Source organism: Ruegeria sp. F11 (genome assembly GCF_056533855.1).
On record NZ_JBQFOW010000023.1, the window covers coordinates 12566 to 30459 of the forward strand.

General features: G+C 52.1%; 12 protein-coding genes, 1 tRNA gene and 1 pseudogene. 8 read left to right on the forward strand and 6 right to left on the reverse strand.

Annotated elements, in window-relative coordinates; genetic code table 11:
* Genes ACR0NJ_RS20155 through ACR0NJ_RS20170 form a run of 4 tightly spaced genes read right to left on the reverse strand, consistent with a single transcriptional unit; the run spans position 1 to position 6388 of the window.
* A complete protein-coding gene (locus ACR0NJ_RS20155; protein WP_480818881.1) occupies positions 1 to 1197 on the reverse strand; it encodes a GIY-YIG nuclease family protein in 1197 nt (398 codons plus the stop codon).
* Positions 1190 to 3244 carry a DEAD/DEAH box helicase gene (locus tag ACR0NJ_RS20160; protein WP_480818882.1) on the reverse strand — a complete coding sequence of 685 codons (2055 nt, stop codon included), beginning with the start codon at positions 3242 to 3244 and terminating at the stop codon, positions 1190 to 1192. The genes ACR0NJ_RS20155 and ACR0NJ_RS20160 overlap by 8 nt, the downstream gene beginning before the upstream one ends.
* 2 nt (positions 3245 to 3246) lie before the next feature.
* Positions 3247 to 3651 (reverse strand): hypothetical protein, encoded by a 405-nt coding sequence (locus tag ACR0NJ_RS20165; RefSeq protein ID WP_480818883.1) that lies wholly within the window; start codon positions 3649 to 3651, stop codon positions 3247 to 3249.
* Positions 3644 to 6388 (reverse strand): class I SAM-dependent DNA methyltransferase, encoded by a 2745-nt coding sequence (locus tag ACR0NJ_RS20170; RefSeq protein WP_480818884.1) that lies wholly within the window; start codon positions 6386 to 6388, stop codon positions 3644 to 3646. Before ACR0NJ_RS20170 ends, ACR0NJ_RS20165 begins: the two co-directional genes overlap by 8 nt.
* Before the next feature lie 1126 nt (positions 6389 to 7514).
* On the opposite strand from ACR0NJ_RS20170, the gene ACR0NJ_RS20175 reads away from it, so the two are divergent.
* The 4 genes from ACR0NJ_RS20175 to ACR0NJ_RS20190 are packed head-to-tail and all read left to right on the forward strand — an operon-like array spanning position 7515 to position 11309.
* Positions 7515 to 8045 carry a hypothetical protein gene (locus ACR0NJ_RS20175; protein ID WP_480818885.1) on the forward strand — a complete coding sequence of 177 codons (531 nt, stop codon included), beginning with the start codon at positions 7515 to 7517 and terminating at the stop codon, positions 8043 to 8045.
* 4 nt (positions 8046 to 8049) lie between these two features.
* The gene (locus tag ACR0NJ_RS20180; protein ID WP_480818886.1) at positions 8050 to 8724 is read left to right on the forward strand and encodes a hypothetical protein; all 675 of its coding nucleotides are present in this window, start codon (positions 8050 to 8052) and stop codon (positions 8722 to 8724) included.
* Between the two features lies 1 nt (position 8725).
* Positions 8726 to 9790 carry a VWA domain-containing protein gene (locus ACR0NJ_RS20185; RefSeq protein ID WP_480818887.1) on the forward strand — a complete coding sequence of 355 codons (1065 nt, stop codon included), beginning with the start codon at positions 8726 to 8728 and terminating at the stop codon, positions 9788 to 9790.
* Positions 9777 to 11309: a type IV secretory system conjugative DNA transfer family protein gene (locus tag ACR0NJ_RS20190; protein WP_480818888.1), complete on the forward strand. Its 1533-nt coding sequence runs from the start codon at positions 9777 to 9779 to the stop codon at positions 11307 to 11309. Before ACR0NJ_RS20185 ends, ACR0NJ_RS20190 begins: the two co-directional genes overlap by 14 nt.
* Positions 11310 to 11741: 432 nt before the next feature.
* On the opposite strand, the gene ACR0NJ_RS20195 is transcribed toward ACR0NJ_RS20190, so the two are convergent.
* On the reverse strand, positions 11742 to 12110 hold the full coding sequence (locus tag ACR0NJ_RS20195) for a hypothetical protein (protein ID WP_480818889.1): 369 nt from the start codon (positions 12108 to 12110) through the stop codon (positions 11742 to 11744).
* Positions 12111 to 12429: 319 nt separating this feature from the next.
* Here ACR0NJ_RS20195 and ACR0NJ_RS20200 point away from each other — a divergent pair, with 319 nt between their 5' ends.
* The 4 genes and pseudogenes from ACR0NJ_RS20200 (at position 12430) to ACR0NJ_RS20215 (ending at position 17648) form a co-directional block, all read left to right on the forward strand.
* Positions 12430 to 13353: a hypothetical protein gene (locus tag ACR0NJ_RS20200; protein ID WP_480818890.1), complete on the forward strand. Its 924-nt coding sequence runs from the start codon at positions 12430 to 12432 to the stop codon at positions 13351 to 13353.
* A gap of 473 nt (positions 13354 to 13826) precedes the next feature.
* A pseudogene (locus ACR0NJ_RS20205) lies at positions 13827 to 15528 on the forward strand (recombinase family protein).
* A 136-nt stretch (positions 15529 to 15664) separates the two neighbouring features.
* Positions 15665 to 17035 (forward strand): AAA family ATPase, encoded by a 1371-nt coding sequence (locus ACR0NJ_RS20210; RefSeq protein WP_480818891.1) that lies wholly within the window; start codon positions 15665 to 15667, stop codon positions 17033 to 17035.
* 13 nt (positions 17036 to 17048) lie between these two features.
* Complete coding sequence (locus ACR0NJ_RS20215) at positions 17049 to 17648, forward strand: RloB family protein (protein ID WP_480818892.1); 600 nt, start codon at positions 17049 to 17051, stop codon at positions 17646 to 17648.
* Between the two features lie 159 nt (positions 17649 to 17807).
* Here ACR0NJ_RS20215 and ACR0NJ_RS20220 read toward each other — a convergent pair.
* A tRNA-Met gene (locus tag ACR0NJ_RS20220) sits at positions 17808 to 17884 on the reverse strand.
* Positions 17885 to 17894: the final 10 nt, after the last annotated feature.

The following is a 17894-nucleotide window of genomic DNA, read 5'->3' on the forward strand; positions in this document are numbered from 1 at the left end:
TCACCCCGTGCGCCGATTTAAACTGGCAGTTGCCGGATCGTATTGATAACTCGCAATTGTTCCGTCTTTGATCCTTTCGACAGCTTCTTTGATCGCGAACAAAGGAACAAGGAACCACTCGCGCGGAACAACAGGCCGTCCAAACCGGTCCATAATCTCGATTTCAAGTCGAGCAGGCTCAAAAATTCGATGGATCAGATTTTCCAGCTTTGTGCGGTTGATGTTATAGAGCTCGTATGTCGCAACGACATCGACATTTGCCATCAAAAACGTTGGTTGAAGATGCGCGCCAGCAATACGTTTTTCGACACTCATGTTGGTCACGCCGATCTTATGAACGAGCTCGCGATTTTCAGCGACAAGTGGGTGATCGGACTTGCTCCGCAACACATAAATCGTGCCGCTCGCTTCATCGCCATCAATAGTTTGGTCGGAAAACAATGGACCAGCACTCGGCTCGGTTATCCGACGTCCGGCATCACCGTCAGCGTTCAGCGCTCTTTGCAGTGAACGCATGAGCATGTTACTCTCGGTGCCATTATCGAAGATGACGCGAAGCCGCGCATCAGTTCGGCCTTGATCGGTTAGAGTGGTCTCCCCCATTTCGGCAACATAGGCTTTCTGACCGCCGACAATGAAGAAACGCCCTGGTTCAATTTCAGCTTTGAGCTCAAACTTTCTGGTCTCCCTCAGGCCTGCATCCAGTTCCTGTTGAATCTTATCAAATAGTGGCTTGAAGATTTCAAAGTCTTCACACTTCTCGCGGTTCGCAATGTTCTCGGCAGCTTTTTTTTCGGCTGTTGACCGGACATGCTTGAGCTCTGTGATTGGCGGCGCTTCCACCTCAACGCCAAGTTCAGCAAGCAATGCATCGTCGTCGAGCTCATCAGCATCACTTGGTTGCGTTGCCGTCGATCCGCCTAAAAGATTTTGGTTATCAAGCGGCTCTACCAGATCGCGGCACTCTTGAAGCTCGCGGATTCGGTCTAACCGAAATGCATAAAGCCGTTCGAAAATATCGCGCTCTTCACCGTGCTCGGGTGCTCGTCCCTTTTCTTCAGTAAAGCGCTGTATCTCTTCAAAACCAGCGATGATGCGTTCTTCTCGCGGCGTTCGCGAGACGGCTTTTTTGACTTCAACGTCAACACCAAGCTCAGCTAAGAGTGCATCATCGTCCTCGGTAAACGCTTTAGCCATTGGCGGCCTCCTGCTTCATGCGCGCTAGGCAAGCCACACCTTCGGCCATCTTCTTTTCCCAGGCATCGGCAGATGTGATGGATGGCAGACGCCCCCGCTCTTGTTTGAACTTCACCGCACGCCGCGCCAAGTCGCGCGCCTCTTCAGGTGATAACTGCACCTTCTTTGCAGAGATAACGGCCTGAACCTGCTTGAGACTTTCTTCGCTCATGGTCTTTGCCAAAATCGCATAGGCCTCACTGAAAGGATTGATCTGATCGATCAGGTCGATATCCAACTCACGCACGTCCATCGCAAACTTTCGAACGCCATCAATGAGTGCAGTGTTGCCGCTTGTTTGCGCGTCATCATCGGGCGCAGAAAGAGCAACTTCCTTGGCTTTCTGGGTCAGATTTAGCGCTGCGATAGCATGTTGCCGAACGGCTTCCTGGTCGTCAGTATCCAGCTCGGGGAACTTTGCACCGACGATCTTGCCCATACGCACCTGCGTCAGCTCTTCGGGCACTAGCTCGTCATCAAACAACCCACGCTCAATCGTCGTCTTGTCCTGAACAAAAGCTGTGATGACCTCGTTCAAGTCTTCTTGGCAGATGCGCGCTGCTTCCTTGCTCTTAGGCTCGGCCAGCCCTTTGATCTCGATTTGAAACTGACCACTGTCCTCATTGAAACCCACGTTTTCTTTCGCAGGATCGTAGCCACCTTCACCATAGTCGAAACCCTCAACTGGCCCGCTTTTTGGGCTCTTGGGCGTGAAGTTGAAACGTGGAGCTAACACCTGCTCCATGAGGAGGCTGGCGGCAATCGCTTTGAGCGTATCGTTAACTGCCTCAGTTACGGCTTCCTCGGCTGCATCAGGTTCGGCGATGAGGTTCGTGAAACGTGCGCGCGATTTGCCTTCAGCATCGCGTGTCGCGCGGCCAATGATCTGCACGATCTCTGTCAGGCTGGCGCGATAGCCGACCGTCAACGCATGCTCGCACCAAATCCAGTCAAAGCCCTCCTTGGCCATCCCCAAAGCGATGATGATATCTACATGATCGCGGTTGTTCTTTTCTGCGGGGTCTTTCAATGCCGCCGAAACCTTGTCGCGCTTGACTGCCTCATCATCAACAAGATCGGCAATCTTCAGAACGCGTCCGTCCGCTGTTTTTACAAGCTGAAAGCCTGTCTTCGGGTCTGTGCCTTGCCAGTCGCCCAAGGCGTCAATGATGTGCTCCACTTCGCGATGCTTGTCCTTAGTGCTCTCACGCGAATTCACATTGGGGATGTGCAGGATCGTCTTTTCGTTCGCATCGAGCACCTTCAAAATGTCGTCCGCATAGGAGCCGGAATAGAAGAAGTATCCAATATCAAGTGTCTTCAGGTATTTGTAGCCGTTTAACTGCTCGTAATAGGTATAGGTGACGGTATCGAACTTGGCCTCGTCCTCTGGCGAGAGAACCGCCTCGGCGTCACCACGAAAATATGATCCGGTCATGGCAACCATATGCACCTTGTCGCGCGCCATGAAGTCGCCAAGATGCTGGCCGAGTTTGTTGTCTGGGTTGGCCGAGACGTGGTGGAATTCATCCACCGCGATCAACCGATCATCAAATGCCTCAACCCCGAACTTATCGACGGCGAAGCGGAAGGTCGCATGTGTGCAAACCAACACTTGGTCATCACTTTCGAGGAATTTGCCGACCGCGCCAACTTTGCCATCATCCCCGCCAGGGGCGTTGCAAAGGTTCCACTTTGGCTGAACACTCCAATCTGACCAAAAGCCAAACTTACTCAACGGCTCGTCGGCAAAACTCGATCCGATGGATTTTTCCGGCACCACAACGATTGCTTGCTTGAGCCCTTGATTGTGCAGCTTGTCCAGCGCGATGAACATCAATGCGCGGCTCTTACCCGAAGCGGGTGGCGACTTGATCAGAAGATACTGTTCGCCCCGCTTCTCATAAGCACGCTCCTGCATCGCCCGCATGCCAAGCTCGTTCGACTTGGTCGAGTTGCCATTCTGGGCGTAGGTTACTGAGACTGAGGGAACATTCTTATTCTTCATTTTCAAACCTTATAATCATTCAAAATATCTTTGGCCCAAACAGGTGGTTGCGGCCACGAATATGCACCAGCTTCGAGCCAAGACTTGGAAGTGCCGATCTTGTCGAGCTTCAAAATGCGCTCAAGCATCTCATCGTGTGGGTACACAAAACACTCGTCGCCGTTGAGGAATGCGATGTGGATGTCCTTGCCCAAGTACTTCTTGTCGATGGTCATGCGGCCCTTGAGTTGGATTTTGAGGAACACATTGCCATCGATATGGCAGGCGAGAAAATCAGCGCCTTGCCAATCGTCATTCAAGCGCAAGCAATTGTACCCATAGTCAGCAAGCTCGCCTGCAACCTTCTGGAAGTTGTAGTTTTCTTTTTGACGCGAATTCAGGTCGCTGTAGGAGACGCGCTCAAACAACTTTCTTCTCCCCAACTGTTTTCGTCTTCCTGGTGTAGAGCTCAAAGAGCTTTTCCAGCCGCTCGGTGTCGTTGCGGAAGCGGCGACCGATGTAGATACGCTCCAAGGTCTCGTCGTTGCGGTCATGAGCGGCGCGCAGGTCGGCGGGCATCTTCTCGGGGTCGTAGAGGTCGGCGATGGTCGCGGGGAAGTGTGCCTCACGCGTCAGAAGGATATCCTCAGCGCAGCGTGTCAGGTCTTCCTTGTTCTTCTCGGTCAGCTTTGGGACGGGGAAGGTATTCCAGCCTAGAGTGTTTGAATAGCGGAAATCTGTTTTGATTTTCCCACAAACTGCTGCGATCCATGCCATATGCATCCCCGAGGAAAATATCGAGAAAGCCCATGTTGGCGCGTCATAAAGAGCCATCGCTGCATCGGAGCAAATAACCTCTTTTCCAACAAGGTCAGCTGGCAGGTAAGGCCGGTTTTCGCTTGTGTGTCGTGGGATTAGAAATGAGTGGGACTTTGCGGTAAATACTTGCTTGAACCTATGAGGTCTTGGCGCAAGTTTCTCGACAACATAATTATCAGTGCTCTTCAGCCGAACCTCTCGAACCTTTTGCACTCTCTCATCGATCTCCGGCACTTGAAGCGCATCCTCTAAGTCTGAATCTTCTATCCAAATGCAGAAACGCATGAGACCCTTTGTCACTTCTTGGGAGCCCTTAAATGGTCGAATAAATCGTCCTGCTCGGGGGTCGGTCGTAATTCTGCGCGCCTCTTCCGGGGAAAGAATGAGATTGCCGCCTTCAACTGGCTTGTTTCCATAATCCATCAAAGGCAACCCGAATAAACCGTTTCGAGTGCCTTCGACATACACGTCTGGAGCACCAACCAAGTATCCATTTATGTTCGAGACTACTTGAGAGTGCTCTCCATCAAAAAGTATCTTTGGCTCGGCAGATTTCTTCCTAATTCCAATAATGACGCAGATTACAGCCGCATTGTTGGAGGCACTGTTCTTCCATTTGAAGCTATGATGTGCGAACCCAATCTCTAGGTCTCCGCCTAGTACATGGGGCCAGAGCGCAGAGACAGAGTAACCCTGGCAGACTGAGTTAGTAGACACAAATGCAGCTTTCGCGGGTGTGTGCCGCAAATAGTCACCAGCCTTGAAAAACCACGCCGCAACATAGTCGAAAGCGGCAAAGCTTTTTACATTGCCCTTGAACACATGAGCTAAATCCGACTTTTGCTCGTTGTCTTGGTAGGTCGATCCAAGAAAAGGCGGATTCCCGCAAAGGTAAGTTTCGCCGCCTTCGTTCTCGAAATCGATCTGAGCTTGATCGAGTGGAGCGTGAAATAGATCGTCAGCATGAAGTTTTACACCCGTCCCCGTAGGCGGGCAGATACTAAGCCAATCAAGCCGCAGGGCGTTGCCGCAGGTAATCCAGTTCATTGCGTCAAGTGGCAAAAAGTCCCGAAGTGCTTCGCGCTGGCCTCGATAGAGAACATCGCATTGATATTCCGCGATGATCAGTGCTAGGCGCGCGATCTCGGCGGGAAAGTCGCGCAGCTCAATCCCGCGAAAGTTGGTCAGCGGGATTTCTGTGCGCCTATCAGCCTCGTCCCGCCGCTTGTTGATCTCGGCCTCGATCGACCGTATTTCCTTGTAGGCGATGACAAGGAAGTTGCCTGAACCACAGGCAGGATCGAACACCCTGATCTTGGCGATGCGGTTGCGTAGGTTCAAAAGCTTGCGGGGGTTATCGCCCGCTTCATCGAGCTTTTCGCGCAGGTCATCGAGGAAGAGCGGATTGAGCACCTTCAGGATGTTTGGCACGGATGTGTAGTGCATGCCAAGCGCGCCGCGCTCTTCATCATCGGCAACAGCCTGGATCATTGAGCCAAAGATATCGGGGTTGATCTTCGTCCAGTCGAGGCTGCCGATATGGATCAAGTATGACCGAGCGATCCGGCTGAAGCGCGGCGCGTCCGTGGTGCCGGAAAACAGCCCGCCGTTCACATAGGGAAAGACATTCGCCCAGCGTGCAATGCCCGCTGAGTTTCGATCCTCGGCCTTAGTGTTCATGGCGCGGAAGAGCTCGCTGATCACCTCATGGGTGTTAGAAGAGTCCCGTTCGCTCATCTGTTCAATCGTCTTGGTGAACTGATCCGCGCTGGCGAAGATGTCAGTGTCTTCCGCGAAAAAACAAAAGATCAGCCGCGCCATGAAGTGGTTCATGTCGTGGCGGCGTTCGGCGGTGCCCCACTCGGGATTGTCTTTCAACAGCTCAACATAGAGGCGGTTAAGGCGTCCGGTCGCCTTGATGTCGAAAGAGCTTTCGCGGATTTGCTTGACGGTGCTGATACCTGCCAATGGCAGGAAGAAGCCAAAGTGATCGGGGAAGTCTTTGTAGGCGCAGGCAATCGTTTCGCCCGTGATCAGGTCTTCGGCCTCAAGGTCAGCACCATCCGTGGCGAGAACAAATTTGGCCTTGGCTTTGGTGGTTGAAGGGCTGGCCTTCAGCTCTGCCAAAGTTTGTGTGACGTCGCCTTCGTCAGAGACAACAATGTGGATGTTGTTGGTCTGGAGAACGCCACCAAGATCGGACTTGTTAGAAGCCCCGGCGCGAAGTCGTTTGAGCGTCGTGGCTTTGTTGCCGAACGCTTCGAGGAAAGCATACGGGAACTCCTGAGCGTCAAAAGGCTGCTCAGCAAGTGCGGAAATGGCTTCTTCAATTTCGACGGCGTTCAAGGTTCAACGACTCCATAGCTCTGGGTTGAACCTAGCAGCTAGCTTTGTTGTGTGCATCCACAGACATACAAAATCTAGCGGATATCCACACCACGCCAGCGAGGGTTTCTAGGGACGCCCCAACGTCCTTTGATCATGGTCCAGCTTTGACAAGATGGCGTCATCCAATCCGCGAAGGGTTGGTCTGGGCTCCAAGGGCGCGAAGCACCTTTGGTCGATGGGAAGGTTCCAAGGAAGGGCAGCGCGACAGCTCCCTTCCTGGTCAGGATTGCACAAGGGCAGGAACGCCCTTTGCTCTCGATGAAGTCGTCTCCATGAAGTGGTCTGGGGTCTTGGGGGCAGGAACGCCCGCCAAGTCGATGGGGTGCAGGGGAGCGCCGAAGGCTCCCTTGTGAGTGGTAAAACGGCGATACGTTTGATGGCTCTGGATGGGTTCAATGCCCAGAAGAGCCAAGGCCGGGGGGATGCAACGGGGGCGCGCAGCGGGTCCCCTTGCCAAGATGTGTTGGGATAAAAATTCTAGGGAATTTGTATTACAACACACATCTTGCGCTCGGAATAAGAGGCTAATTTTTTGCACTGCACAAAGCCATTTTCAGCATCCAAGGTTTGTCCAAGAGCTTTCCACATTTTGTCCGAAGCCCCTTCACAGAAGGTCTTCGGGCTTTTCTATTAGCTTGAAGAAGAGGCTTAGGGTTCCACCCTCAGCGCGCGCCGCATAAAAACAGATGGTCTCCCGAGGCTCGGCCAAAAGGCCTGCGCCCGCCATCAGTTTTGACGCTCTGTTTGCACACCCGTTTTCGCCAAAAGGCAAGGCTTACAGCATGTAAGCCCAAGCCAATTAAGAAGGCCCAACAGCTCCAATTTGCATTCTAATTTCCGGCATTTGTCCAGAATTTTCAATCTACCGGCTGATCAACTTCCAGCAGTGGCATGTCCACGGCATGCGCCGTCCAACCTTCTGAGTCAGCGTCCATAGCATCACGACTCAAACCACACAGGGGCGAGCGTGCAACCGAAGTGGATATCGAAAGGAAGTCTAATGCCACCTCCTAGAAATCAAACCATACCAACAAGGCAAACGCGTGTGCCAAGAGGCGACATCCCATGGGGTGCGGCCGTTGGATTGCTGCTGGTGGGCGCTCTCGAAGCCTGCATGGGGATTATGCTCTACGGCGCATACTCCGAAACCATGGGCATGATGTCAGATGTCTATCTCTGCGATCTGCCCGCCATCGGCGGCATCTTCTGTTCGCTTGATGACGAGATGACAGTTTCCCACCTTCTGGCGTTCTTGCTCGCTATCTTCAGCATCGTGGTGCCAATGGGCATCTGGTCAGAAGTCATCAAGCAGCGCATCTATGAAGACCCGCAAAGCTGGCTGACCAAGCCGACCAACCGCGCATATGCATTTATCGCACTTGCACTCTATGCGCTGGTTTTCGCGCTTGAGACCGTGAACCTCTACACACTCATTGCGCGGGAGAGCATCGGGGGGCCGTTTGCGACCAATGACACCAATGCTTTGATGTCGTTCCTCGCAGACAACCAAGGCCTTGGCATCTTCGTTGCCGCGCTGGTTGCCGTTGTGAACACGGTGCTCGCACTTCTTACCGTGCGAGCCGCCTACACCCTTAAAGAATCTATGAAAGGTTGAAGTGATGAAACCCATCATTCAAAAAATGGCGGCTGGCTGCATGCTTGTTGCAGCGACTGCCGCACAGGCTGACCCTCAATCAGCAGTGTTTCTCGTGGTAGAAAACGGCGGGGTGGTCACTGACCGCGAAGCTGCCAAGGTCACAATTGACTTTGTTCTTGGCGAGATTGTCAAACTGCGTCGCCGCCGTGCGACGCGTGACACTGAAATCCATATCGTCCTGACTGCCAACCCGACCGAGGTAACTTGGTCGGGCACCGCCCAGCAACTCTTTGAGCAAGGTCAGACTGTGATGGATATGATCGAGTTCAAGGACACTTGCTCCGACCTCAGTTTGGCGTGGGGCCAGGTAAAGCTGACGACGCGCATTACGATGCCGGACGAATATCAGCTGATCGCAATAGGCCCTATGATCCATGCAGGCTTCCCTTGTGACGAGGGTGACACGACAATCTCGTTGCCGCAGGACGTACCTAAAGACTTGATGCTGGGCGAACTCGCCAGCGCGGCCAGCGTCGTTCGCCTGCTCAATGTGCATGCGGATCAAGACGAAGTTTATCTCGATTACTTGCGTGATGTCGGCCTTGTGGAACGCGCACGCAACGGCGAAGTCGATTTTGACCTCATGGACGCGGCGCGCACACGGGCGGCGCATGGCAACATTATGGGAGGGCAGTAAGATGGATAAGCTCAGATTGCAGCTTGCCCTGTCAGTTGTCGTGCACCTCATCATGCCTACGCAAGTGAGCGGCCAGAACATCACGATCATTCCCCGCGTGGATCAAAGCACTAGCGCTGATCTGGAGCTTTCTCGGATGCTGGACTTCGAGAAAGGCGTTTCCTTGAGCGTTCGTACAGACCCAAAACTGGTTCCGTCTGCACGGGTTTTGGAAATGGTCAACAGCATCGATATCCGCGATGACGTCGGCCTAGCGATCACTCGCGGATATGACATCGACGTTGTGCACGATCTAGTCGTGGCGTGGTCAGGCGGTACGGCTGAAATCACGCGTATTCAGCAAACGCCTCAGGGTCTTGTCGTGGCCGGTCTCTTCAAAGACGAACAAGGGCGCATTGCCACGCCGCCGGAAGGGTCGCTTGCAGCCTATACCACAGGCGGGGAAAGGCTTTGCTTTGAGCAAAAGACAATCGAAGGCGTTCCCGATTTGCTGCCGATGTCCTTCGCGCTTCTGGTTGATCGATCAGGATCGATGGCAGAAATCATGCCGGAGGTTCGTGAGGCGGCAGAGGAATTTGTCGCAGCACTCCCAGATACCGCAGAATGCTCAGTCTCAAGCTTCGCAGGGAATTGGGATTTTTCTCATAGGGGCTCGGAAGGCGCGTTGAACTGCAAGCCGGAGAACTTTGCCTTCGATAACATTCAGCCTGGCGGCACTACCAACATCTACGGCCCGTTGAGGGATGCCTATAGCTGGCTCTCCGAACCGCAAAGGGCTGATCACCAAAAGGCGGTGATTTTGCTCACAGACGGCAGGGCAACAGATGATGCAGCCAGTGAAAGCGAAACTTTGGCAATGAAGGAAAACGCCTATACATTCGTTTACTACATGGGCGACTCTGATGATCGTTGGTTGAGATCGCTTGCCGATAACTACTTCTCAGGCGGCGGGCGCGTATCTGAGCAACTAGAGCGCTATTTCCATGTCGTTAGCGATGCCTACAGCGCGCAGACGGTGCTTGAGCTCCACACCTGCCCTGAGGTGGAAACCAATGTCACGCGCTGACAATCAGCCGTCACGCGACTGGGTTTTTGACCCAGATTTGCATGGCTCTAGCAGGTGGGCGGATGCCGCCCATCTCGCTTCTCGTGGCTACGGTCCTGAAGGTCGTCACCTGTTAGGCTTCCTTCCGCCCGAACAACGTGGCGCACGATCAACCCCCATCACATACAGCGGAGACCGGCACGAGCTGATCGTTGCCCCAACGCGAGGAGGCAAAGGCGTGTCAGGGGTGATCCCCCGTTTGCTGGATCACGTTGGAAGCGCGATTGTTGTTGATGTCAAAGATGGCGAACTAGCACTGATCACAGCGCGATATCGCCAGGATGTCTTGCAGCAGAATGTTCATCTGATCGATCCATACAATATTGTTTGCTCCAAACTCGGCATCGAACCGTCCAAACTGAATCCGATGCGCAGCGTCGATCTGGATGGCGATGAACCCTTCGATGAAGCGATGCTGATCGCTGAATCCTGTACGATTGGTGAGAACGGTGGAGACTCCTTTTGGAGCGATGAAGCTGTCGCTCTTCAAACAGGATTCATTCTTCATGAAGTGGAGCGTGGCGGAGACCTTAGTGACGTCCGCAAGTTGCTGAACAGTGATCCCGACGGCTTCGACATCATACTGGATGAAATGAAAGCCAGTCCCTATCAGCTCGTCAGTGCTGCGGGGGCCAGACTGGCAAGTAAAGCAGATCGTGAGCGAAGCAGTGTCATCTCGACTGCGCAACGGAACACGCACTTTCTCGAAAGTCACAAGCTGGCAGATTCTCTTTCTGCCAGCGACTTCGATGTCAGCAAGATCGGCACGGGGACAACGATCTATCTGATACTGCCAGCCCGGCGTATTCATACCGCCAAAAGGTGGCTCCGGCTGCTTGTCTCCACACTGATCTATGAAATCACCGCCTTAGAAGACAAACCGGCGCAGCCTGTGATGTTCGTGCTCGATGAGCTTGCAGCATTAGACCGCCTGAAAATCGTTGAGCAGAGCTTTGGCCTGATGGCCGGTTTCGGCCTCCAGCTGGTTGCAGTCGTCCAAGATTTTAGCCAACTTCGCGACGTATACGGCGAGCGGTGGCAAACTTTTGTCGCCAATGCCGCAAGCATTCAGTGCTTCGGCACGAACGACGAGTTCACGGCACGATACTTGTCAGGCCTTAGCGGCCAAACAACGTCCGAGAAACTCAGCTTTGAGAGCGCAAGTATTAGAGCATCCTTGTTTAGCGACCCTGAATATAGGGGGCAGCTAGACACACTATATTCTCGACCTTTGATCACAATGGATGAGCTCATGAGCATGCATCCAGCCACCCAATTCATAAAGCTTGCCGCTGCGCACCCAGTCATTGCCTATCGGCCAGTTTACTATCTGGACCAATGCTACCGCGATAATCGCGGGCAGCCTCTATTCGATATTCACCCCAGCCGCGCAGAGGAACGGCTGGCTAAGCCTATCGATTTCGAAAAATCCGGTGACAAATTGGGAGAGGTGCTGGCAAAGCACCTGACAGTAGGATGAAGCAACTTTTTGGAACCATAACAGTCAGCTTTTTTCTGATCGGATTTTGTTGGGGATGCAGCGCGCTAATACTTGGTCATTACGGCCTGCGCCTACCTATGCCGTTCAGGTGGCTAAGCATAGCTACGTGGCAAAGTGGCCCAATTTTGACGATCTTCGTGGCCGCATTTGCATGGTCGCGCGCATCAAGGTGGCGACGTCTTGAGGCGATGAGAGATCAGTGGCCAGGCGGTGCAGCGGGTCACTTGGCACGGGGCGAGCTTGCGGTAACGCCGCCACAACGCGACGCAAGCTTCTTGGAGCGGATTTGCAAAACAGCTTTCTTGCTGGGTATCGTGACAATCCCATACTGGCTGGGCGCGAACCGCCCAGAGGGAACTGCCTTCATATTGCTGGCAGCCCTCTTCGTATCGGTAAAGGCGCTCAGGTCGGCTAGTTGAGTTCGCCTTCTTGCTTGATCAGTCTGCAATAGAGCTCGATGATCCGCAGTCGCTCGATTTTATTGCTGTAGTGTTTTGGCTCGGTTCCGTCGCCTTTCGCTTTCAAGAAATTTCGCATCCAGCGGTTTGATTGATCTACAAATACTTCTCCAATGTCTGGCGTAGGGTATTCCTGACCATCATTGAAATAGAGCATCCCATGATAGTCATAGATCAGCTCAAGAGCGCTTAGCCAAGCTTTGCTGCTACCGAGGTCTTTGTCTGCGGCTCTGGCAGGCAGCCAAACCTGATCCCGATAAAAGGGTTTCAAAACCAGCTTGTGGTTTGGTGCTACGAAGATTGCATGGTTCTCATCCTTCATAGCTGCCCCCTCCGCGATAGTAGGCGAAGCTCACCAGGTTGAACGAAGCTTCGGGGTTTTTAAGGCGGTTTTTCAGTAGCTTGAACATTCTGTCCTCCCTTGATCGACGCGCCAATCTAAATTCTTCGTTAGCGCTACCCACAATCATGAGAGCAAGATTCTTACAAAATCAAATCCAAATCTTATGATAAATTACTATCCGCGCTGCGAACGAGGGCACCCTTATGCATAGATATGCGCTGAAATGTCATCTGGTCCAACAATGGCAAGATGCATATTTTTTCATAGACCGACATATCCCAACATGGAGGCGCATCACATGCCAGATTTTGAGTTTGAGGGGCACCACCACAAACCAGAGCGCGGTGAAGTCATTCGCTGCTTAATGCTGATAGACTACTTACACTATGTCCACGCGGTAGCTTACAGCAAGTACATGGACAACGATCCCGACAAGATCAGCCGAGCTACAATCAACAACGCAAAGCGTGAAGGGACGATGTCTGCCGAGGTTTATGCTTCTTTGACCCGTCAACTCTTTCGAGAGTTCACGGTTTTGAAAAGTGACGGCAGCTTTGCGCGCCTTTCCGAGATGCAAAGCGATGTCAAAGTGGTTGTTCTAAAAATGTTTCCCGTGCTCAAGGAGCATCTACATCTCGAAGCCAGGCAGACGGAAAGCCTCTTTCTTCCCTATGCCAGCTCCAGAAACGCCATCATGGATGAAATCCTTGAGAAATTTGAGCATGGTGCGTTCATTTACCGTTACGCCCGAAATCGAAGCAAAGAGGATCAAGAGACACCGCGGCTTGCAAAGGGTTTCATGCACGTCGAAAGAGCGGAGAGTGATACCTATCTGAATTTCACCATTCGATATCATGTCAATTCCGAGAACGATCTCAATGGCCCCTTCGACATTGTGATCCGTGGTCGCCTGATGCTGATCAAGGCTTTTCTCTACTTTGTCGGCGTTGAAGATGACTTCCACTACCCTTTCTTCATGGTCATGCAGGCGAAACTTCAGGGGCAAAGATTTAAAGCCATGATCATGAGAAAACATCCACGAGTGAGTTATTTTGCGTCTCGTGTAATGATCGTTGCAAACACGGAAGCTGGCGCTGTGCCTCAAACCAGTACCGGCAAGTTTACCTTCGAAGAACTGCCAGAACTCGATGAAAAGCATCTGCTTCACTTACTGAACGCGACACCAAATGAGGGGCGGAGCGTCTTGCTCTTAGATGACTGATCACCTCCAATCCAAGATCACGGTAGTTCCATAGCGTTTCCAAAAACTGGCTACTGGCTTCCAGTTGTTTGATCCGCGCCGTTAGCAAGCAAAGCAAAAGCAAAATATGGTGGAGCCAGCTATTGGAAGGGCTCCACCATGAGCGATGTTGCAGGAACCCCAAACGACCGGAATCAAGCCGTTTTTTGCGCTCTGAGCGTCATGCGTGGTACAATAGTGATAACAAGGACGAAAAGTTATCCACATACTTTTCAGTCCGCACCATTCGAAAAGATAGTCAGATATGTCTGATCGCCGCTCCAATAGTTGGCGAGATGCACTGCGTGGAAATCGCTCCATTTCGTCAAAAAATCAATTACGAGAGCTCGTTATGTATCTCGCTCGGCGTGCTGCCGAAGATGATTTTGAAAGCTTGCTTCAGCGTCAAAGACACAAGAAACTAAGGGAACAACAGACAAGAGATTGAAACGCCCATGACCAGAGTCGCCATCTACGCACGCTACTCAAGTGATCTTCAAAGCCAAGCCTCAATCAAAGACCAGATCAGGCTGTGCGAAGAACGGGTGCGCGCGATGGGCGGGACGGTCGTTCAAAGCTACACTGACCATGCGGTATCGGGTGCTTCCCTGATGCGCCCAGGCATCCAGATGCTTATGCAGGATGCTGCCGCAGGCAAGTTCGACGAAGTGGTCGCTGAAGCGCTGGACCGCATTTCACGCGATCAGGAAGACATTGCTGCCGTGTTTAAGCGACTAAGCTTTGCGGGCATCAAGATCAACACGCTCTCTGAAGGCGAAATTTCTCAGCTTCATATTGGCCTGAAGGGCACTATGAACGCGCTATTTCTGAAGGATTTGGCTGACAAGACCCGTCGCGGGTTGCGCGGAAGAGTCGAAAAAGGCCGCTCAGGCGGTGGCAAATGTTATGGCTATGACGTGGTTGCCGGTGAAGAACGCGGCCAACGGGTTATCAATGAAGCTGATGCAGCAGTGGTTCGGCGCATCTTTGAGGATTACGCATCTGGGAAATCCCCCAAAGCAATCGCTTTCCAGCTCAACGAAGAGGGTGTTGCAGGGCCTAGCGGCAAAGGGATGGGGGCAGAGCACCATCAACGGCAACAGGCAGCGCGGTACAGGGTTATTGAACAATGAGCTTTATGTCGGGCGTATGGTTTGGAACCGCTTACGTTACATGAAGGACCCCGAGACCGGCAAACGAGTATCAAAGCTAAACCCTGAAGATCAGTGGATCACGCAGGATGTGCCAGAACTACGCATCATTGACGACGCTCTTTGGGCGAAGGTCAAAGAACGCCAAGCCTCACTTAACAAGCCAGGAAAACCATTCTGGTCCAAGCAGCGACCCAAAAACTTGTTTTCAGGTCTCGTAAAATGCGGGGAGTGTGGTGGCGGATATTCGATGATCTCACAAACGCACATGGGGTGCTCTAGCGCGCGCAACAAAGGCATCTGCTCCAACCGCATGGGCATCCACCGCGAAAAGTTGGAAGCTGACGTTCTTAGTGCCCTAGAAGAGCACTTGATGGACCCAGACCTCTGCGCAGTATTTTGTGATGAGTATACAAAACACATGAACAAGCTCCGCAGCGAACATGACGCTGCGTTGAACCAGTTCAGGGTAGAACACGAGAGAACAAAGAAGAAGCTGTCGCAAATGGTCGAAGCTATCTGTGATGGTGCGCCCGTTGCGCCCATCAAGGACAAGATGCATGCTTTGGAGAACCGCAGGGTCGAACTCGAAGCTCTGTTGGAAGACGTGGAAGCATCGCCACCTCTTCTGCACCCCAACATGTCTCACAGATACCATGTCCAAGTGGGGCAACTTATAGAAACACTGAATTCGAAAGAGCATCGTGCCGAAGCGATTGATGCTGTTCGATCCCTCATCGAGAAGATCGTGCTGACACCTGACGAAAGCGAAAACCGTCTGGTGTCTGATCTTCACGGTAGTCTGGCTGGAATACTGGCTCTGTCAGACGAAACGAAGTCCAAGTCGCAACTATCGAACGCTGCACTCGAAGCGCACAAGGCCGCGTTAGGCTTTGTCCAAAACGACGAAAGCGCCCCAGAGGGCGCTTCGCAGGTTAAGTTGGTTGCGGGAGCAGGATTTGGACTTTGGCGAACTTGCTTAAACTTGAGCAACTTAAATCGATAAAACATCAATAGGACGCTCGTCGCCTCAACTCGACGTTAACCCTCCTGCAACATCTTTATCACACTTAAAGGTGACGAATAATGTTGCAAATCAACAAAATTCGTGCTGAAAGAGGCTGCTAATTGGAGCAAGAGCCATGTTAATTGAACTGACCGTTCAGAACTTTCGATCTATATCAGAAAGCCAAAACCTGTCCATGGTGGCCGGTAGAGCTTCTGCAAAACGACCGTGGGCATCGCTGAAGACTGGGAATCATATGGTTCCCAGCGCCCTTCGCAGTGCTTGTTTGTTCGGTGCAAATGGTTCTGGCAAGTCGAATGTCGTGAAGGCATTGGCGTTCCTAACAGATTTTGTTGAACACTCAGCGAAAGACCGGCAGGTCGATAGCATGATCGACACACAACCTTTTGCATACGACGCCGAGTGGAGAGAATCCCCAACTGAAATCGAAGTTGTGTTTGTGCATAACGGGACGCTCTATCAGTATGGTTTCATTGCTGACCAAGACCGCGTCTACGATGAATGGCTTTTCGAAAACCCGCCATCGAAGGAGACACGGCTAAGGAAGATATTCTCTCGTTCTTTCGACGAAGAGTCCGACACCTACGACTGGCATCTGAACAAAACTCACTTGCGTGGAGAGAGAGAGAGCTGGAAAAACAACACCAGGAACAACGCCTTGTTCCTGTCCACTGCCGTGCAACTGAATTCTTCCGACTTAAGAGCCCCCTACGAATGGTTGGTAGACAACCTCCGGGTCGTTGAGGATGTCTCTCGTCTCAGCCAAGGGTTTTCAGTCAAGCAATTCTTGGAAGATGGTTGCAAAGAAGAAATCATCGCCCTGATGAACTCAGCTGATGTTCCCTTGGAAGACTTAAAGATCGAAGTAGGCAAGTTTGACATCGACGAACTCCCTAAAGAACTTCCCAAAGAGGCTGTTGAGGAGATTCGCCGTCGTTACAAGGATGCCCAAGTAATCAAGAACATGGAAACCGTTCGTTCAGATTCCAATGGCGCCAAGATCACTCTTGACTTTGAATATGAGTCTGCCGGAACCCAGATGCTTTTCAAGCTTGCCGGACCTTTGCTTCACACCCTTAGAAGCGGCATCACACTGGTTATCGATGAGCTTCAAAACAACTTGCACCCGTTGGCTTTGAAATACGTCGTCGACTTGTTTGCTTCGGAGAAAAACAACCCAAATGGAGCCCAACTGATCTTTACAAGCCATGAGGCATCAATCCTTGACGATTCTTGCATTCACCGGGACCAAGTTTGGTTTGTTGAGAAACACAAGAACCTCTCATCGCACCTCTTCCCCTTGTCTTCATTCAAGGAAAGGGAGATTGCATCCTTGCAAAAGGCCTATCTCGACGGCAGGTTCGGCGGCATCCCATTGATAAACGAAATTGAACTACAGGCGACTCAAGCAGATGGTGAGAAGGCGAGGCATCCCGAAGGGGCGAAGCACGAGGGATCTGAAGCGAAAGCACAAGGACAACAGTGAAAAAGATCGCATCTTGATCGTTTGTGAGGGTGAGAAAACCGAACCTGGCTACCTTCACAAGCTTATTTCTGAATATCGAGTCCCCACTGCCAAAGTCCGTGTTCACGGAGAAGGCGGTGCGGCCCCAATTAGTGTTGTAGAATACGCTGATGAAATTCTCGACAAGGATGCGGACTTTGAACACATATTTCTGGTGTTCGACCGGGATGCCCACAGCACTTACCAAGATGCCATTACCAAGACCAATGGCTTTAAGAAGAGACGAAAACTGCAGTCAAAGAACATTGAAGCCGTAACTTCTATCCCTTGCTTCGAAGTTTGGCTATTGCTCCATGTCTCTACCTCGTGCAAGCCGTATGGGACAGGTGTCCCAGGCACTCCACCCGGGAAACAGGTGATCCGGGACCTGCGTGCCTACCCAGCTTTCGCTAACTATGAGAAATCAAAAATCGACTTCTTTGATGAAATCAAAGGAGAGACTGACAATGCTATAGCCCGGGCAAAACGCCAAGTTGATCAAGCACAAAAAGCTGGATCTCCAGTGCATCATGAGGATTCGTCCTCCCGCTTTTTCTTGATCGTCGATACACTTAAAAAAATCTCCTCCAGTTAGAAAAACTGCAATTCGCGGTTTCCGTGATGGGCGGTCCAACCGTCCAATTCTTCATGTAGAACTGGTAGGCTGTTATGCAGGGCAATCTGGTCGCCATGTTCAACAAAGCAAAACCCGCCGATGAGGCGGGCATTGCTTCCGACGACTGTTCGCTAAAGTTGGTTGCGGGGAGAGGATTTGAACCTCTGACCTTCAGGTTATGAGCCTGACGAGCTACCGGACTGCTCCACCCCGCGACACTTTGGT